The 18,351-nt window shown below is 35.3% G+C and carries 22 protein-coding genes and 4 pseudogenes; 7 read left to right on the top strand and 19 right to left on the bottom strand.

What is annotated here, in order from left to right; translation table 11 throughout:
- Positions 1–92 precede the first annotated feature (92 nt).
- Together M44_RS29825 and M44_RS29820 are read left to right on the top strand one after the other, a co-directional pair.
- Positions 93–362, top strand: a complete 270-nt coding sequence (locus M44_RS29825) for a DUF2515 family protein (protein ID WP_081447431.1) — start codon at positions 93–95, stop codon at positions 360–362.
- A 7-nt stretch (positions 363–369) separates the two neighbouring features.
- Positions 370–1,089: pseudogene (locus tag M44_RS29820) on the top strand (DUF2515 family protein).
- Between the two features lie 45 nt (positions 1,090–1,134).
- Here the strand turns inward: M44_RS29820 and M44_RS25985 are convergent.
- Complete coding sequence (locus M44_RS25985) at positions 1,135–1,311, bottom strand: YozD family protein (RefSeq protein ID WP_010172035.1); 177 nt, start codon at positions 1,309–1,311, stop codon at positions 1,135–1,137.
- 128 nt (positions 1,312–1,439) lie between these two features.
- Between M44_RS25985 and M44_RS26845 the strand changes: the two genes are divergently transcribed.
- The gene (locus tag M44_RS26845) at positions 1,440–1,589 is read left to right on the top strand and encodes a hypothetical protein (protein WP_010172033.1); all 150 of its coding nucleotides are present in this window, start codon (positions 1,440–1,442) and stop codon (positions 1,587–1,589) included.
- Positions 1,590–1,837: 248 nt separating this feature from the next.
- Here the strand turns inward: M44_RS26845 and M44_RS20895 are convergent, their stop codons facing one another.
- The 11 genes and pseudogenes from M44_RS20895 to M44_RS20875 all read right to left on the bottom strand — a co-directional run bounded on the left by M44_RS20895 (position 1,838) and on the right by M44_RS20875 (position 10,787).
- Positions 1,838–2,200 (bottom strand): hypothetical protein, encoded by a 363-nt coding sequence (locus tag M44_RS20895; RefSeq protein WP_010172031.1) that lies wholly within the window; start codon positions 2,198–2,200, stop codon positions 1,838–1,840.
- 152 nt (positions 2,201–2,352) lie between these two features.
- Entirely contained in the window at positions 2,353–2,574 is a 222-nt protein-coding gene (locus tag M44_RS06350) for a YozE family protein (RefSeq protein WP_010172029.1), read from the bottom strand.
- Between the two features lie 50 nt (positions 2,575–2,624).
- Positions 2,625–2,903, bottom strand: a complete 279-nt coding sequence (locus M44_RS06345; RefSeq protein WP_010172028.1) for a YokU family protein — start codon at positions 2,901–2,903, stop codon at positions 2,625–2,627.
- Positions 2,900–4,306, bottom strand: a complete 1,407-nt coding sequence (gene kamA / locus M44_RS06340; protein WP_010172025.1) for a lysine 2,3-aminomutase — start codon at positions 4,304–4,306, stop codon at positions 2,900–2,902. Before kamA ends, M44_RS06345 begins: the two co-directional genes overlap by 4 nt.
- Positions 4,307–4,332: 26 nt before the next feature.
- A complete protein-coding gene (ablB, locus tag M44_RS20890) occupies positions 4,333–4,914 on the bottom strand; it encodes a putative beta-lysine N-acetyltransferase (protein WP_050770925.1) in 582 nt (193 codons plus the stop codon).
- A complete protein-coding gene (locus tag M44_RS24885) occupies positions 4,853–5,224 on the bottom strand; it encodes a hypothetical protein (protein ID WP_050770924.1) in 372 nt (123 codons plus the stop codon). The genes ablB and M44_RS24885 overlap by 62 nt, the downstream gene beginning before the upstream one ends.
- Before the next feature lie 175 nt (positions 5,225–5,399).
- Positions 5,400–6,821 carry an aldehyde dehydrogenase family protein gene (locus M44_RS06330; RefSeq protein WP_010172024.1) on the bottom strand — a complete coding sequence of 474 codons (1,422 nt, stop codon included), beginning with the start codon at positions 6,819–6,821 and terminating at the stop codon, positions 5,400–5,402.
- A gap of 30 nt (positions 6,822–6,851) precedes the next feature.
- Positions 6,852–8,123, bottom strand: a complete 1,272-nt coding sequence (locus M44_RS06325; RefSeq protein WP_010172021.1) for a peptidase — start codon at positions 8,121–8,123, stop codon at positions 6,852–6,854.
- 13 nt (positions 8,124–8,136) lie between these two features.
- Complete coding sequence (locus M44_RS20885) at positions 8,137–8,799, bottom strand: acyl CoA:acetate/3-ketoacid CoA transferase subunit beta (protein ID WP_010172019.1); 663 nt, start codon at positions 8,797–8,799, stop codon at positions 8,137–8,139.
- Positions 8,784–9,474: pseudogene (locus tag M44_RS20880) on the bottom strand (3-oxoacid CoA-transferase subunit A). The gene M44_RS20885 and the pseudogene M44_RS20880 overlap by 16 nt, the downstream one beginning before the upstream one ends.
- Positions 9,475–9,489: 15 nt before the next feature.
- A pseudogene (locus M44_RS20875) lies at positions 9,490–10,787 on the bottom strand (aspartate aminotransferase family protein).
- A gap of 304 nt (positions 10,788–11,091) precedes the next feature.
- Here M44_RS20875 and M44_RS24880 point away from each other — a divergent pair.
- The 3 genes from M44_RS24880 to M44_RS24870 all read left to right on the top strand — a co-directional run bounded on the left by M44_RS24880 (position 11,092) and on the right by M44_RS24870 (position 12,848).
- On the top strand, positions 11,092–12,078 hold the full coding sequence (locus tag M44_RS24880; protein WP_010172011.1) for a CHASE3 domain-containing protein: 987 nt from the start codon (positions 11,092–11,094) through the stop codon (positions 12,076–12,078).
- A complete protein-coding gene (locus M44_RS24875; protein WP_081447429.1) occupies positions 11,978–12,532 on the top strand; it encodes a methyl-accepting chemotaxis protein in 555 nt (184 codons plus the stop codon). The genes M44_RS24880 and M44_RS24875 overlap by 101 nt, the downstream gene beginning before the upstream one ends.
- A gap of 94 nt (positions 12,533–12,626) precedes the next feature.
- On the top strand, positions 12,627–12,848 hold the full coding sequence (locus M44_RS24870; protein WP_010172007.1) for a hypothetical protein: 222 nt from the start codon (positions 12,627–12,629) through the stop codon (positions 12,846–12,848).
- A 73-nt stretch (positions 12,849–12,921) separates the two neighbouring features.
- Here M44_RS24870 and M44_RS25980 read toward each other — a convergent pair whose 3' ends face one another.
- Together M44_RS25980 and M44_RS06300 are read right to left on the bottom strand one after the other, a co-directional pair.
- Complete coding sequence (locus M44_RS25980) at positions 12,922–13,077, bottom strand: YjcZ family sporulation protein (protein WP_081447428.1); 156 nt, start codon at positions 13,075–13,077, stop codon at positions 12,922–12,924.
- A gap of 96 nt (positions 13,078–13,173) precedes the next feature.
- Positions 13,174–13,677, bottom strand: a complete 504-nt coding sequence (locus M44_RS06300; RefSeq protein ID WP_010172005.1) for a PTS sugar transporter subunit IIA — start codon at positions 13,675–13,677, stop codon at positions 13,174–13,176.
- Positions 13,678–14,008: 331 nt separating this feature from the next.
- Between M44_RS06300 and M44_RS06295 the strand changes: the two genes are divergently transcribed.
- On the top strand, positions 14,009–14,752 hold the full coding sequence (locus tag M44_RS06295; protein WP_029326756.1) for a DUF4397 domain-containing protein: 744 nt from the start codon (positions 14,009–14,011) through the stop codon (positions 14,750–14,752).
- Positions 14,753–14,799: 47 nt separating this feature from the next.
- Here M44_RS06295 and M44_RS06290 read toward each other — a convergent pair whose 3' ends face one another.
- From M44_RS06290 to M44_RS27905, 5 genes and pseudogenes are all read right to left on the bottom strand, one after another.
- The gene (locus M44_RS06290; protein WP_010172001.1) at positions 14,800–15,387 is read right to left on the bottom strand and encodes a YpmS family protein; all 588 of its coding nucleotides are present in this window, start codon (positions 15,385–15,387) and stop codon (positions 14,800–14,802) included.
- A gap of 20 nt (positions 15,388–15,407) precedes the next feature.
- On the bottom strand, positions 15,408–16,220 hold the full coding sequence (locus M44_RS06285) for an SGNH/GDSL hydrolase family protein (RefSeq protein ID WP_010171999.1): 813 nt from the start codon (positions 16,218–16,220) through the stop codon (positions 15,408–15,410).
- A gap of 195 nt (positions 16,221–16,415) precedes the next feature.
- Complete coding sequence (locus M44_RS06280) at positions 16,416–17,243, bottom strand: DegV family protein (RefSeq protein ID WP_155814914.1); 828 nt, start codon at positions 17,241–17,243, stop codon at positions 16,416–16,418.
- 118 nt (positions 17,244–17,361) lie between these two features.
- A complete protein-coding gene (locus M44_RS06275; RefSeq protein WP_010171995.1) occupies positions 17,362–17,610 on the bottom strand; it encodes a DUF2535 family protein in 249 nt (82 codons plus the stop codon).
- Between the two features lie 83 nt (positions 17,611–17,693).
- Positions 17,694–18,310, bottom strand: a pseudogene (locus M44_RS27905) (SOS response-associated peptidase).
- Positions 18,311–18,351 lie beyond the last annotated feature (41 nt).

Raw genomic sequence — 18,351 nt, 5'->3', positions numbered from 1 at the left:
ATGCCGTTTTAGTGTGCAAATTAAACAAAATAATTCTTTGTTTATTTACGTTCTTGTTGAGTAAAAGTTTCATTAGAAAGGAGAAAAAATGAATCCAATTTCAAGGGAAACATCACGATCTGAAGACCTACTATCCTCTATCCTATCAAAAACAAAAAAAGACGAATAAGAACAATGTGACGAGGACTTCAGCCTATTTGAACTTCGTAAAGAAACACCCAGAAGTCCACTGGGCTTTTTTGGCTCATATGGTTTCGAGAAATGGTGGGTACACGATGTGTGATCTTCAATCTTTTCTCATAAGGGAATTGGTCACTGAAAAGGAAGTATTCCCATTTTACCTTTTTTTAGTAACAAGCTAACTATTTTATCTTTCAAGATGCATACCCACAATTACTGTTATATGAAACATGTAAAAAATTAAATAAAGACTATTTTGACAGATTAGAAGAATTTTCTGTTTCAACTTTTATGATTTCTCAGTGGAAACATTTTTATCAAACAAAAAATTACAAAAAGAATAACGTATGCGTTAATTCAAAATGAACAACTTATGTTAGAAGAAAATGTGATTAAGCCATTTAACTATTTTACAAACATCCAAAAGATTATATTTTTTTACAAGATCGAATAAAGCTGTCTTATTGTATATTTCCAACTGTATCAAATAAGAAACACCCTCCTTTATATGGGATAAACCTTCATCATTTTCAAGAGCCCCAGCAGCGAGTGAACATTGGAAAAAGTTTATATTCCCTTTTATATCAATCCAAGTATTCAAACTCATTTCTTCGATTTGCACACTCTACTCCCCATACAGGTTCACGTCATGATTACTGGCCAGAGGTCTATTCTACTATCCAAGATTCCACTAAGTTGCACTCTCCAAAACTTGTGGAGGCTTGGTCCAATTATCATCACCACCATCCGGTGAAACTAGACTGGTATTCGAAACATTCCCCATCCAAACATTTATTTGAACTGGATAAAATGGACTGGGTAGATCAAACAAAATATTTAATTCACTATACTAAAGGGCTAAAAATTCTTCATCAAGCGCTATTTTTATCAAAACAAATAGGGCGATAATTACTCGCCCTTGTCCATTCGTACCTTCTTTATTTATTTTTCGTATTAATCAATTGGATCCAATTCCTCATCAATGATGCATTTAGAAATTAAGTATTCGAAGGTTATATCAGCGATTTCTTCTAGCTCTTCTTTCCCAGGATAATATCCTCTAGCAACCAATTCATGATAGAAGAATTCTGCAATCTCTTCCGTGTCAATCACTACTTCCATCTCACGCATGGTATCCCCTCCTTTAGTTACAAATCTATGAAATTCTATACCTTGATATGCAGAAACTAAACAAAAACTTCGAATGTTTTTTTTAGACAAGCATAGGATGAACTATAGTAAAAAGGAGGGTATTCTTTATGAAAAATGTAACGTGGGAAAGTAAGTTTGATCAGGCAATTAGTGAAGAAGGTTGGATTCTTACATCTCTTGAACATTTCCTAAAACTACTGTTTATTTTATTTATTGGAAGCATTTCTATTTTTTCATTCACCTTGTTCTTATTGTGATTCGTTTTGATGGAGTTGCATTAACAATTTTACTGTTTCATCCATCTTTTTTTTATTAATATGCATCCTTAAATTCTGAATACAAATATTTATAATCGTTGTATCGATCGAGAAGTTCATTCATTCTATTTTCTTGTTTATTTTTGGTTGTCCTTCTGACAGGAGACTGTAATTCATATGAGGCAGACTGAGCTGTATGTCCTTCATCTCCGATTAACTCTAAATCTTCCTCATCTGCTTCTAGCCACTCAGCATCTTTTTATTCGATATAATTCATAAACTGTTTCTTCCCAACCGTCCTGATAATATCTCCAAATCTCAGTACGGTATCCTATTACTTTAAATAAATCATGTTTAAATCCTCTAACTTTTACAATATCACCAATCATGAACTTGTAAGCAATTTCTACTTTTTCATATTTTGTAATATTTCCTTCAAATTCTTCTATATAAAAGAGAGCATCCTCCTGAAATAATCCTTCACGGTTATTCACTTCGTATAAAATTTTGCCTTCTAACCGTTTAATTCCAGTGACTTTACCGACAGTTCCTAAAAAACCTATTACAATGGTCTCACCGATTCTAAATTTTGGTTTTTGTGGTTTTGTCATAGCCTCCCATCTCCTTATCCCTTTTCTATACTATATGCAGGAATATGCCTGATAGGTTCTCTGATTTTTATTCTTTAAAGCCTTTAATCGCACACTGACAATTTGAATCAAGTGTATAAAGGTATAAAAAGTAGACTATCAAATTAGATAGTCTACTTCTCCCAAATTAAATATTCTTCATATACTTTATCAAACGTAGTCATACTCGATAAATAATGGCCATTTAGTTCAAGATAATGACAAATCTCATGATAATCTTCAGTAGCTTTTGGGAAGCCATGATCTAAAAAAGCGGCCTCTGCAAACTCTGAGATGTCATCCCCTGGACGTCCGCCTCTATATCTCATTAAAAAATGATAAAAGGATTTTCTCATAGTATTCTCCTTACCAAAAAGATACTCTTATGGTAAGAGACAAAGTTATTCTAGTCAAATCTAAAATAATTCTTTTTTAAAAATCTTGGTATGCTCAATAATTCTTCAAACGAAAGGGGAGAAGATAGTTTCTCCCTGTCTATTAAAAGTAATTGGTCTTCTATCTCATTTGTTGTAGCCTCTTGGAGCTGTTTCATAGAACAATAGGGACAGTATGTTGAAGGGACTAAGTTAATCTCAATGGCGCCTGAACCATCTGGCAACTCCCAAAATACTGTTTCAAAGATATCAGCAAGTGGGCCGTTTTTACACCATTCACACTTCTTCATCTGGCGTTTCCGTTTCCTATTTTTTTTAGAACTGCTTGATTATTTTTTTTTCTTTTTAATTGATCTCGTTTTTCTCTAAAGTTCTTTAAAGACTCATGACTTGGATCTACTTGATACGTTTCTCGCCTTTCATATCTTGATAAATTTTCAGGGGTAATAGTTCGCCCATTATCCTGTAAGAGGGCAGATATTCCAACAGTATCCGATGAGTCATTCGTTCGGCTATAAATAGAGAAGAAATAATCTTCTCCTGTACCTGGAGTATACCGTTCAGGTTCTGGGTAGGTTGTGATGACACCTTCAAAATTCCGAAGAACTACATGCTTACTTCCTTGTGCTAATAAATAATTAGGTTGAAGAGTAATTTTCCCTCCTCCACCGGGAGCATCTACGACAAATGCTGGTACTGCGTATCCAGAAGTATGTCCTCTTAATCCTTCTATAATCTCTAAACCTTTAGAAATTGGTGCTCTAAAATGACCAATTCCTTCTGATAGATCACACTGATAAATATAATATGGACGAACGCGTATTTTCACTAAATCATGCATGAGCTTTTTCATTATGGAAACTGAATCATTTATTCCTGCTAATATAACTGCTTGATTCCCTACTGGAACACCAGCATTTACTAGTTTTTCACAAGCCTCTTTTGCTTCTTTTGTTATTTCAATAGAAGTATTAAAATGAGTGTTTAACCATACCGGATGATATTTTTTTAATATCCCCACTAGTTTATCTGTTATTCTTTGAGGAAATACAACTGGAGCCCTTGTTCCTAGTCTTATGATTTCAATATGAGGAATTTCTCTTAATGATTTGATGATATATTCTAATACTTGGTCGTTAATTAATAGTGCGTCACCGCCTGATAACAACACATCTCGTATTCCATCATTGTCTTTAATATACTGTATGGCTCTGTCGATTTGCTTTTTAGGTACTCCCATTCCAATCTGACCTGAGAAACGTCTTCTCGTGCAATATCGACAATACATAGAGCATTGATTTGTTACTAAAAATAATACTCGGTCAGGATAACGATGAGTTAGACCTGGTACAGGCGAATCTTCATCCTCATGCAAAGGGTCTTCCAAATCGTATTTAGTTTTATGGATTTCTTGTCCAAGTGGTACTGACTGCATTCGTATAGGACATCTTGGGTCATTTTTATTCATCAACCAGGCATAGTAGGGGGTAATGTTTAACGGAATTGTTTTGGTTGATATCTTTACACCTTCTTCCTCTTCTGGTGTTAAATTAATCACCTTTTTTAAGTCATCTAACGTTCGAATTGTATTGGTTAATTGCCATAACCAATCATTCCACTGCTCCTCCGTCACATCTTTCCACAATACAATGTCCTTCCAATGTACACTAGGTTCATATAAGTCCATCTTCATCATTATTCCCCCAATTTCATAGAAATCTATAAGCACTTGGACCAGATGTTCATGCTTTCAAGCTTGTCATAAATATAGCAATTATTAACAAGCTTCCCATGGTATTCATACCCTAGCTGTTTCAAACTTTTGTTCATACCAAGACTTAAAGCTCTTGCTAAGCTGTAAACGACAGGTATGTTCATACCCTTTAGTTCTTCCTCAAGTTCATTCAAAATGTTTTTTAAGAGTCCTAATGAACGATACTTCTTCAAGGTAGCACAATCCGTAATCTCCGCGTTACAATCCACTCTATTAATCTCTGCTGATGCAGCACTAATCATGTCTCCTTCTATCTCTATGCAATAATAGACGGTATCTTTCATGGATTCTGAAATGTAACGTTCATGATGAATGGGTACTGGATATATTGGAAAGGTATTTTGGTAGAGTACTGCAAGGGACGAACTATCAGATAGGGTAGCTTTTCTTATTTGATATTGTGTGGGAAGCGAAGAAATTGGTTTAGCATGTACTGTATCTAAGTCTCGTAAAATAGTGGTTTCTTCAATATGAAAGTGAGATTCTCTCCTTTCTCGTGTTAAAAAATAAGGAAAAAAACCATGCATCTTCTCCGTTGAAATAGTTATTGATAATCCCCTCGTTATTGAAGCCTAAACGCAAACAATCCTTAACTTGATCCGTACGTGCTTTGACGATGATTTTGTCTGCATTTATTTTTGAAGCCTTCGTTAATAGAGTGGGAAATAGTTCTGATAAGGAATTCGAATAGGTATCTACTCGGATTCGCTTATTATACGGATCACAATATAATGTTGCATTCTCTTTTAATAAGACTTCTTTATACCCCATAAGCAGCTTTCCTCTCTTCTTGGCTTTATTAATCCATTGCAAATTTATGTCCCTAACACGGAACATTGCCAACGCCCCTTGAGAGATGGTGCTCTCTTCCTTGGTACGGTAATGGTAAAAGAAAGATTATTCAAATCCCCCAGGCTTCCCTCCGGTGTTTTTAAACGACCGAAGGGGCTTAAACCTATTTGCTGCTATCATTACTTTAATCAGCCTAAGTCAAAAAACTTCGATTAAAGCCTTATGAATTTAGGTTAAAGGTCACTAATTTTATTTCAGTCATCTCTTCTATACTATAAGGAATTCCTTCTCTACCTGTACCACTTTCCTTGACTCCTCCATAGGGCATTTGGTCCACTCTGAAGGTTGGAATATCATTAATCATGACTCCACCTACGTGAAGTTCCTGACATGCTTTAAAACTCGATTGCAGATTGTTTGTATACACCCCAGCCTGAAGACCATATGGCGATTCATTTACTCGATCTATTGCTTCATTTAAATCTGAAATTTTATATATCGCAACAACAGGTGCAAACGCTTCTTGACAGGATATCTTAGCATTTCTAGGAACATCTGTTAAAATCGTAGGAGTCATTATTCCATCCATTACCTCTCCACCCGCAACAATAGTAGCTCCATCTCCTACTGCCTCTCTAACCCAATTAAGGATTCGCTCTGTTTCTTCAGGTGAAATCATACAACTTAAATCAGTATCTTCATTCAATGGGTCCCCTAGTATCAAATCCTTTGTAGCAAGTTGAAATAGGTTCAAGAATTCCTCATAAACATTTTCGTGAACAAATATTTGTTGAATAGAAATACAAACTTGACCTTGATAACTAAATGCTCCTGTTACAATTCGTTTAATAACTGGAGAAATAGAAACATCTTTATCAATTATGAGAGCTGAATTTGAACCAAGTTCTAATGTGACTTTTTTAAGACCAGCCTTTTCTCTAATCGCTTTACCGACTAAAGGACTACCTGTAAACGTAATCATTTTCACATCCTTGGATTCCACTAACGCATTCCCAACAATATTCCCTTTACCTGTAACAACATTTAAGACACCGTCTGGAAGTCCAGCCTGTTGTAAAAGTTCAGCTAATTTATATGAAGATAAAGGAGTTTGGCTTGCTGGCTTTAATACGACCGTGTTGCCACTCGCGATAGCAGGGCCAACCTTATGGGCAACTAAGTTCATAGGGAAATTAAAGGGTGTAATAGCGCCTATTACTCCTAATGGTTCTCTAACTGTGTAAGCCACTCGGTTCTCTCCTCCAGGTGCAGCATCTAAAGGAATAGTTTGACCCGTTAATCTCCGTGCTTCTTCCGCAGCAAATGTATAAGTCATAATGGTACGGTCCATTTCTTTTCTCGCATCTTTAATGGCTTTACCAGATTCTAGAGTTATGAGTTTAGAGCATTCCTCATGATTCTCTCGTAGTAGGTGAACGACATTCATTAATATTTCTGCCCGTTTGTGTGCTGGTGTTTTTTTGTATGTTAAAAAAGCTTGTTTCGCCACGCTTATCGCGTGATGAACATCTTGAATAGTTGCCTCCGAGACTTTATCTAATTCATTATTTGAAAATGGTGATGTAATTACTTGGTAGTGTTCTGTTGGAACGCTTTGACCATTGATCCATAAATGCTTCATGTTTTAGTTCCTCCTCCATTAAGAACAGATTTATTCTTTTTTAACATACCCGCACCATTCTAATATAGTCCGAACAATGATTTCACAATGAGAAAAAATGGACTCCTCTAAGATCCATTCATTTGCTTGATGAGCAAGACTCGTTTCTCCAGGTCCAAAGATAACTACTGGAATATCTCCTCCTTTTGAAAGAATTCCACCATCCGTACCCCAAGGTGAAGCTTCAAGTATAGCCTCCTTTCCACTTACTTCTTTTACTTTTTGTTTAATTACAGACAATATTGGATGATCTAATGAAAGAGTGCTGGATTGCCATTTACCACCGAACCACTCTAATTTAATTGGGTGTTGATTAAACCATTCCTCTGCGTCGTTTAGTCTACTAATTAGTTGTTGTAGCTCTCTTTGAGCATCTTCCATCGATTCTTCCGGAGCCACTCCATATCTTCCTTCCATTATGACTTTATCAGGCACAGAAGAAGGCCAATCCCCACCTATTATTCTTCCTATATTAATGGGGATCGGAATGTTAACGCTCTCATATAAAGGGTCTACTATTCTGTTATTACGAATTTGTTCTAGAAGTAATAGAGAATCAATGACTTTCCTGCTTAGGAGAATAGCATTCTTTCCATTGTATCTGGTGCCGCCATGAGCCCCTTTCCCATTAACGGTCAACCTGAACCACATGGAACCTTGTTGTTTGGGAAATAATTTCATATTAGTCGGTTCTGGAATAATGGCTGCATCTGCCGTATATCCATTGAGTAAACAAGATAGGGTTCCAGTTCCTCCACTTTCTTCTTCTATCACACTTTGAAATACACAATCTCCTAGTAATGTAACGGGAAGTTCCTTGATTACCTCGAGTGCTAATAAAAGGGAAACGGTACCGCCTTTCATATCAGAAGTACCCCTTCCATATACTTTTCCATTTTTTCTTTCTCCACTAAAAGGTGAAGCCATTGTCCATTCTTTCTCATTACCCGTTGGGACAACATCAATATGTGAATTGAGCAAAATACTCCTACCATTTTGTCCATACCCTTTTAGTGTCGCCACTACATTTGGGTTTCCTGAAAAATTTTCTCTATCACAAGAATAAAAAGGATGGTGTTTTACACAATCATGATCAATATCAAATATATCTAACTGTAAGCCTAGCTTTCTACATTTCTCAATGATGATCGCCTGAGCGTTAGATTCATTGCCTCTCGTGCTGTCTTCCCGTATTAATCGCTGTAAGAAAGCAATCGTCTTTTCTCTTTTCTTTTGAATTAGTTCGTTGATTAAAAACTCCACCTATCTTCCCTCCTTACTCTGTGATGAATATATCATGAGATACTCGAATGCATTCAACTTTTTCACGTAATGTTACTTCTAATGCTTCTTTAGAAAAGGCCTCAACAAATAGAAAATGATCATCTTTCACTAAAAATTTTCCTCTCTCTGTAAAAATTTGCTGAACACAAGCACTAGCTGTTTTGGGAATGGTACATTCTTTCACAAGCTTGCAATTCCCATTTTTATCAAATTGTGACATTAATACGATAACATTTTTACTTTTGGCTGCAAGTTCAGTAGCTCCACCCATTCCTGGTAACCTTTTACCTGGAATAATCCAATTAGCTAAATCACCATTTACATTAACTTCAAGTCCACCTAAAAATGTAATATCTATCAGACCCTTTCTAATAATGGCAAATGCTGTGGTAGAATCCGTATAAGAAGTCCAAGGTACTGTACTAACAGGGTATCCACCAGCATGACATATGAGAGGGTCCTCTTCTCCTCTTTGAGGTGCCTCTCCCATCCCTATTATTCCGTTTTCACTATGAAACGTGACGAGGTCTTCTTTTGAAACATAGTTTGAGATAAGTGAGGGGATTCCAATTCCTAAATTTACAATCATTCCTTGCTTTATTTCCTTTGCAGCTCGATAGGCAATTTTCTCTTTCCATGTCATTCCCATACCCACTTCCAATCAACTCCTTTAGATTGAAGGATATAGTCAACGAAAACCCCAGACGTATGAATGTCATTCGGATTTAATTCACCTGCTTTGACGATTTGTTCCGCCTCTACAATAGTAATTTCCCTGCCATTGCAACTAAAGGGTTTATATTTCTCGCACTCTTTTCATATATAACATTGCCAAATTCATCCGCTATTTTTGCATAAACAATGGAAATGTCGCTAACTAATGATGTTTCAAGTAAATACAATTTCTCATTTAATTCAAGTATCCTTTTATCTTTATTAATTAAAGGATCCTCTACTCCTATATCAGATAAAAAGCCCCCAAGACCAACACCACCAGCTCGAATTTTTTCTGCTAGTATTCCTTGAGGTACAAGGTCGACTTCAACTATCCCTTCTTCTTTTTGTTTTCCCGCAACTGGATTAGAACCTATATGTGAAGTGATTATTTTTTTTACTTCTTTTTTGAACGATTAAAGGTCCAATCCCAATCGTTGGAAATCCAGCATCATTTCCAATCAATGTTAAATCCTTATTGTTTATTTTTTGTGACTAACGAGACTAATGTTGGTGGAGTGCCAATACCACCAAATCCACCGTACATGAGTATCATCCCATCAAAGAACAACTTCATAATCCTATCTTCATGAACAATCTTTTTCCACCTATTCATCGTACTATTCTCCTTTTATACGGTTAAGGCCCTTTTTAAACGTTCTAGTAACAGGTCAATTTCATCAAGTGTGATGGTAAAGGGAGGAGCAATAATAATGGCAGACAAGCTTCGACCATCAATGCCACTACCTGCGGGATAAACTAATAAACCTTCCTCCTTACATGACTGGATCATTAAATTTGTAAATGCTTCAGCACTTGATTGCTCTGGAGGAGTACATTCTATTCCAATTAAATATCCCTTACCTCTAACCTCATTTATAAAAGGATAGAGAGATACCAGTTCGTTTAGCTTTTCAAACAGAATAGGTGATAGTGTGCTGATATTGACTAATAAATTTCTATCTTTTATAAAATTCTGTACTGCAAGTGCGGCTGAGCAAGAAAGCGGATTCCCACTATACGTATGACCACTCATAATCACGCCTGATCCATTTTCAATTGTTTGTATAATTTTTTCACTTACTAGAGTGGCGGCGAGAGGAGAGTATCCAGCACTTAGTCCTTTACCTAATGTAATAATATCTGCCTTGACTCCCCAATGTTCTAGAGCTAAAAATCTTCCTGTTCTTCCGCAGCCTGTCATAACTTCATCAGCAATGAATAATATTCCGTATTTGTCACATATTCTTTTGATCTCTTCATAGTAACCTATAGGGCATCGATGCACCCTCCTGCTGCACCGATAATCGGTTCTGCAATAAAAGCCGCAATATTTCCAGCTCCTAACCTTTTAATAACTGTCTCCAATTGTCTCGCACATAATAATTGGCAAGAGGGATATGTTTTTTCAAAAGGACAAGATGAACAATATGGAGGTTCAAGTAAAGGCCTATCTAATAGAGAACGTTCAAACCTTTCTCTTCTACCTCCGTGTCCAGACAGACCTAGAGCACCTAATGTAATGCCGTGGTAACTTATCCATCTAGAAAGAATAATTTGTTTTTGACATTCTTTTTTCTCTTGCCAATATTGAATCGCAATCTTAATGGCCGTTTCAACAGCCTCAGAACCGCTATTTACAAAAAAGCACCAAGGAGCATATGGCACTTCATTCCCTAGATATTGTGCTAATTCCTCGGCTGGTTCGTTTGTAAATTGTGAACGATACACAAAGGAAATTCTCTCTCCTTGTATCGTCATTTTTTGTATAATCCCTTCCATTCCATGTCCTATATTGGCGGTAACTGCACCTGAACAACCATCTACATACTCTTTTCCATCACTATCGTAAAGAAAAATACCTTTTCCATATTCTATAGTGGGGTAATCGTATCCTAATAAAGGCTTGATAAGAAAGGAATTGGACATTAGGGGGTCCTCCAAACTGCTATAATTTTGTAAGCGCTTTATATATTATTTATTCTTTTTATTGAATGTTTCTTACCTAAATAATTTCAACCTTCTTAATATATATGCCAACTGCTCTTAAATTTTTCTATCATATTTTGTTATAAAGTAAGTTTTATAGATATTTCCATATTTTCGAATTTGCGAAATATTTCATTAATTATGCAGAAATTTGTAGAATAATCTAAATTAAATGTTACAATAATTTTAATATTACATAATTTTTTAAATAGGGGGACAATGATGAAAAAAAAATGCTTCAAAGATGAGAGTTCCAAAACGTATAAACATCCCTTCAATAATATTTCCTGGAATGAAGCTATTCCAAACGATTAGAGGAAAGCTCATTCTCTCTTTTTCCATTCTTTCTTTAGTACTTCTGTTTATTGCTTTTAGTGCACATCAAGAATTTAGTAATTTACAAAAAGAAATTGACTATTTAGTTGATCAAGAGCTTGCAGTAAGAAATACTATTGAAGAAATGAATTCTGCATTACTAATGATTGAAACAGGAGAAAGAGGTTACGTCATTACAGGAAACAAGGATTTTCTTAGTTCTTACACGACAGGAAAAGAGTCAATTTCTCAGTATTTTACAGAATTAAAAACTCTCCTCGCTACAGATGAAACACAGCTTGAGCGCTTTATTAAAATTGAACAAACTTATGCCCTTTGGATTAAAAATATTGACTGGATTGTTGAAACCAGAGATAAAGGTGATGTAGAACGAGCTCAACAAATTGAATCAGATGGTTACGGAAAAAAATATATGGATAGTATTGCTGAATATGTACAAATGATGAAAGAAGACCAAATCATGTCAACATCTAATCGTATTGAAGCACTATCAATGGACTTAGCCATTTCTAGAATGATCATCTTTACTTTATCTGCCGTTGCCATTTTGTTAGCCATAGTATTTGGATTCATGATGATTTTCTCTATTAAACGAAATGTTAAAGTAATTTCTTCATCTTTAACTGAAATGGCTAACGCAGGTGGAGATTTAACGAAACGAATTCAAATTAAATCAAAAGATGAGCTTGGAATGCTTGCAGCTGATACAAATAAATTAATGGATGGTATCACAAATCTTGTGAGACAAGTTGCATTAATGTCTGAAAGTGTATCAGCAAGTTCCGAACAATTATATGCATCAGCTGAAGAAACTTCACGAACCATTGTATCCATTAGCGAGTCTTCCTCTGAAATTGCAGCAGGAAGTGAGCAAACGAAAGGAAAAAATGGATGAAAGCTTATCGTTTATGAAGGAATTAAAAGACTCCTCTCTCACTCTTACCACTCAATCTAAACAGGTAAGAGATGCTGCATCAGCGACCTTAAATGTTACAAATAAGGGCACAGAATTTGTTCAACTAACCGAGCAGAAAATGAATAATATTGAAAGAGCGATCTTACAATCCAGCGAAACCGTTAAGTCTTTAGGAAAAAAATCAGAGAATATTACCAGTATTATTAAAACCATCACCGATATTGCTGAACAAACCAATCTTCTAGCATTAAATGCAGCAATTGAAGCGGCTAGGGCTGGTGAGCACGGAAAAGGCTTTGCTGTTGTAGCTGATGAAGTAAGGAAATTAGCTGAACAATCTCAAGGTGCAACGAAAGAAATTGCCGCGATTGTCTACATGATTCAAGAAGAAGTACAATTAATAGTGGATCAAAATAAAAGAAGCTGTTATTGAGGTAAATAATGGTGTAAAGATATCGAAGGAAACCGTTACTTCCCTAAAAGAGATTCAAACGAATTCTGTTGACACATTACACGTCATAGATGAAATGGTACAACATATTGAATCTACCTTTGAATTAAATAATACTGTCGAAGAGTCATTTGATTTAATTAATCGAATTGCCATTCACACAGCTGAAAGCACTGAAATGACAGCAGCAGCTTCAGAAGAAGGTTCTGCCGCAATGCAACAAGTTACCGCGTCTTCATCTGAGCTATCAAAACAAGCTGAACAACTTCGAGAATTAATCTCAAACTTTAATATGTAACAAGAAAAAACAAGAATGAAAAGACGCTGTCTTCTCATTCTGTTTTTTTAACTACTACATATTAGCTATTTTATTAGCATGGGCGAGGGTAATAACAAACTGCACCAATTATGATTAACAAGATAAAAAGCACAACAATTAACGCGAACGTATTTGGATTAGACCCAGTGTATGCTGGATATGCATATGTTGGTTGGTCGTAGTAACAATAGTCTGCACCGTGATACATAACATTTCACTCCTCATATAATGTTTTTCTTTCTCTACACCATATGATGATAGCCTGGTCATGTTTTGTGCATTCGCCTAAATCAATCTTTCAATTTTAATTCTGCTTAGTAATTTTTAACACAACATCCGTACCGCCATTTACTTCACCGTTTAATTGCTGATCAATTTCGTTCATCTCATCGGAATTAGTCACGATAATGGGAGTAAGAGTACTCTTCGCTTTTTCTTTAATTAAATTGATATCGAAAGAAATTAAATCTTGACCTACTTCCACTTTATCTCCTTGATTTACATAACTCTCAAATCCTTCTCCATCCATTGATACTGTTTCCAGCCCAATATGTATTAAAATTTCAGCACCATTTAATGCTCTTAGACCAACAGCATGCTTCGTTGGAAACAGTTGTATCACCTCTCCTTTTATGGGGGATTTCACTTTCCCAACAGTGGGTTCAATGGCTAAACCATCACCCATCATTTTTTGAGAAAATACTGGATCAGGTACTTCTTCTAAAGAAACTATTTTCCCTGTAATTGGAGCTACAACTTCTACTGTTGGTGAAACTGGTTCCTCTTTACCGAATAGCTTCTTAAACATATTCATCATCCTTTACTAAATATATAGGAGTATTCCCATTAACTTCGCACAATTCTTACCAAATGGTTCAAAAAAACCAATCATGTTGGTTCTAGTTGGAAGTCATCCTACCAGATACACTATTCCTTAGTTGAAAACTACTACACTAATCAATTCCCAAATCCCCATATCCTAAACTTAATGTATACTAAACACTTATTTGTATACTAAGCTACCCTATCAATAATAACGGGCATTTAGAGGATCATTCTTGGGTTTTTCATTAGGACATATCACCATTTACTAGTCCAAAGAATATGGTAGCTAAGAGTGAAAGATGATCGGAGGAATCATGATGAATGAATCAAACTTTTTGCAGCTAGCTATCCATTATGATGTACTTGCAAAGTATTACAAATACACAGATCCGACAAAACATATTTTCTATTATCAAAAACATTTAGAGTCTATTCATCAAATGATGAAAGATAAATGGGCAGAAAATGAACGTGCCAAGCAGCCAGCTTATATACGTATTTTACATGCCGCACCCACTACTTCAAATGTTGACGTGTTTATCAATAGCCAGAAGGTTTTAACGAATGTACCCTATAAGGGAGTTAGTAATTATATCACCCTACCAGGTGGGTCTTATCATATTGATATCTATCCAACAGGTAATCAAACAGATTCTGTTATTTCAAAAAAAATCGTCACTACACCAGGAATGGTTTACACACTGGCTGCAATTGGAGAAACCCCTACTCTTCAATTAAAAGCATATTTGGACCAACCTTCTGTTCCAGCGAATGAAACCAAAGTAAAATTTATTCATTTGTCTCCCACTAGCCCTACAGTAGACATTGCCGTTAAAAATGGAGATGTTATATTCCCTACTATTTCATATAAACAAGCGACAAATTATTTACCTCTCTCTCCAATGACAGTGGATTTAGAAGTTAGAATAGCTGGTTCAAAGAAAGTTGCCCTTCCGTTACCTAATTTAACTTTTAAACCAAATGAGAGTTATACCATTGTAGCAGTAGGTTTTTTAGAAAAAGAGCCCATTCTAGAATCCATCCTTTTAAAAGGATAAAAATTAGAAAAAGGTCGCCCATTAAAGGCGACCTTTTTCATGCTATCTTACTCATTTTCGGATGGCAAATATAAAGTAAATGAAATATTATTCGTGGCTAAGTCAAATTGATTCGCTTTAACCGAAATATTGTTTTGAATATTCATGCTTGTTACATACAAGTTGACGGTCTCATTTTTATAATCAATATTCACGAACTCTGGTAGATCATAAGACCTCGCAATAAATCTTAATACATATTCCTCTGGTAAAGATATGTTTCCTACAATGATGGAAGGATTGATTAACTGAATATCTCCATCTTCCGTTACAGTGGGTTCAAATTTTAATTGAAACGGAATGGTGGAAGATAAAATAGCAATATCACCTTCAAGTAGTAACTGATCTTCTACAGAAACATTATACTGAAACGTCTCAGTCAATCCTTCATCTTCTAAATATTTTTGAATAATTTGATTCAAACTATCTTTGGTTAATTGGATTTCTACGGGTATTTTAGCATCATAACTCTGTACTATTTCTCTTTCTACAGGTTCATCAAAAGAGACTGTTAAAAGAAGAATAAAAACGGTACAGAATGATAAAACGGTAAGTAATAATGTAAAAAAAGCAGCTTTCCATTTATTCTTTTTCATGTGGATCTATTTAACTCCTCTCAAGGAAAAATTGCTAATTCCTTCCACTTCTCTTGTTCATTTAATGCTAAAAATAACTGGTTTGCCATCCTCTCATATCCAACATCATTAGGATGGAAATAATCTTCTGCTAGAATTGATTCCTCTCCATTCTCAATGAATAATTCAGATATATCAACAAACAATGTTTTATCGTACTGAGAAATAACATCCTCACTTGCCTTATTCCAAAGGGTAAGTACTTCGTCCACTTCTTGAATATTTGTAATAAAAGATAGAAAAGGATTGTAAATTCCCACAAGCACAATCCCTGCGTCAGGATTAATTTCTCGTAATCTTACAATGTTCTTTTCTAGGTTGTTCTTGTACAAGTCAATTTCTCTTTGAAATACTGCTACAGATAAATTTTGAAAATTTCGCTCAAGAACTTTCATCATATCGTTGCCGCCTACTGTTACAATGATTAATTGGGATTGGGACAAAGTTCCTATATATTCTTGATCATCAAGCTTTTTTAGCATGCTTGAAGTCGTTCTTCCTTTTTTTCCTAGATTATGAAACGTTACATCCCCAATGGAGCGTAACTCCTCTAATTGGCTATCTAAATATGGTATATAGCCTCCTTGGTTCTTCGAATCGCCAACTCCTTCGGTTAAAGAATCGCCGATAGAAGCAATGATAATGTCTTCTGGATAAAAGGTACTGGGAATCGCATGATGCTCTAACATTGTCATGGATCTAGATGTTACGGATGTGTGACCTTCAAGTTCATCTGAACAACCAGATAATAATAGAATGATAGATGTAAGTATAATGACAGCTGTACTCTTCACATTGATTCACTCCCTGCCTATGCAGTTAAAAATACATTATACCATGTTTTATTGTATTATATGATGTAATACAATTGGACGATTATCATAATACAAAAAAAATTGACTTTCTTAAGTAGTTAGTAGAAAAATACACAAAGTATAATTCTTTCTATTAACAACTTATAAGAAAGTCAAACCTTTATTCCATAACAATTATTCAGCCATGTACATAAAACCTATCGCTCCAGGACCTGTATGTGTTGAAACAATTGGCGTTGTTGCTCCAATGTGGAAATCTGAAAAGCCAGTTTGTTTACTTACTTGCTCTTTTAAACGTTGCGCTAGTTCCATACCGTCTGCCTCAGAAAGACCAACATATTTAATCGTCTTATTTGCCGTATCTTTCAACATTTCTTTTACCAAAAACTTCACCACCTGAGAATGGCTTCGGACATTTGCAACAGGAGTATATTCTCCACCAGATAAATCCGCAATAGGCTTAATATTAAGTAAAGAACCAATTAAGGCCTTTCCTTTTCCAATTCTTCCGCCTTTTACAAGATTATCAAGAGTGTTCACTACGACAAATAAGCGAGTCGACTCTTGAACTTCGTTTAGACGGGTGAGGATTTCTTCTATACTTTGATTGTTATGAGCCATTTTAGCAGCCTCTAAAACCTGGAAGGCAAGTCCTCTTGAAATAAACTTTGAATCTACTACAAAGACTTTGCTTTTACTCATTTCCGCTGCGCTTTCCGCCGAACGAACAGTTCCGCTCATATTCCCTGTCATATGTATGGATAAAATGATACTGCCATCCTTACCTAATTCATCATAAAGCTCTAAAAAAGTACCAGCTGGCGGTTGTGAGCTTTTTGGTAATTCATTTGAATTAGCCATTACCGTCATAAATTCTTCAGGAGTTATGTCTTGTCCATCTAAATAATTTTCTCCATTTATTGAAATGGAAAGAGGTACAACGTTAAGTTGGTAGGATTCTATTTCTTTTTGTGTTAAATCAGCTGTAGAATCCGTCACAATTTTTTATTTTTTGTCATGTAAACACTTCCTATCCTACATTTCACTATTATTATATCGATTTTTTCACGAAGGTTAAATGATAAGCATTAAAAGAAAGGAAAAAAGAGCGCCAAAACGCTCATGCATTATACTTCAATTGATTCAATTCAAATAATTCTTCATAATCTTTCCATTTCATATTCTTTTTTAAATACTCTTTAAATGAAAAAGATCCAGAACAAGAGTCTCGCTCAATTTTTAATAAGAATAACTGCAATCTCGTTGTAACTACAAAATTTAATGGATGATCTTTATCTAACACCGGAATGTCGCAAACCTTTACCTGTTTTTTAGTATGTGTTGTATACTCTAGGCTTTTGGTTATCAAGATATCAATCCTCTTTTTTATTCCTTTTTCTATATTATACCTTATTTTTGAGTGAAATGTTGCCCGCCAGGTATTTTTTTACCTTATATACTATTGATACATTCAATCGTCTTATTTCGTGAAGAGTTTACTTTACTTGAAACTTGATACCTCTTCATTAAGCTACTTTTTATTGGAATTAAAAGTGATTGAACTGAATTAAACGAGTATTCACTAGGATTACACCACATGGCAATCTCTTCTTTACTCGTAAACATGACAGGCATTCTTTCATGAACGTCCTGAACAAGAGAATTCGCTCCTGTGGTTAATATGATCGCTCCAGAATGAATATTACCCTTATCCCAAAGTGCTGGGAAGGCAAAAGGTTGTTCATTTTTTAATTGGAATCGAAAGGGTATTTTCCTTCATTTGTCTTTTTCCATTCAAAGAAACTGTCAGCAAATATTATCATTCTGCGATGAAGTAGCTTTTTAAATGTATTCTTCTTATCTAAGGTTTCACTTCTTGCGTTAATTAACAAAGAATTTGACCAGCTAGGTTTTATGCCCCAATGAATATCTCCGGCTCGAAAATTTCCCTGATCCAAAATAGCCCCGTAAACCTTCTCACCTGGACTTGTATTATAATTTGGTAACAAATCCAATTCCCACTTGGTAATCGGTAACCATTCTGAAATATCCTCTTTTGATCGTGTCATCGTAAATCTTCCACACATTTTGTAATCTCCTAGTCATCATT

It is taken from the genome of Bacillus coahuilensis m4-4 (assembly GCF_000171615.1).
Taxonomy (GTDB): Bacteria; Bacillota; Bacilli; order Bacillales; family Bacillaceae_K; genus Bacillus_T; species Bacillus_T coahuilensis.
This window is presented reverse-complemented; position numbering and strand designations above follow the sequence as displayed.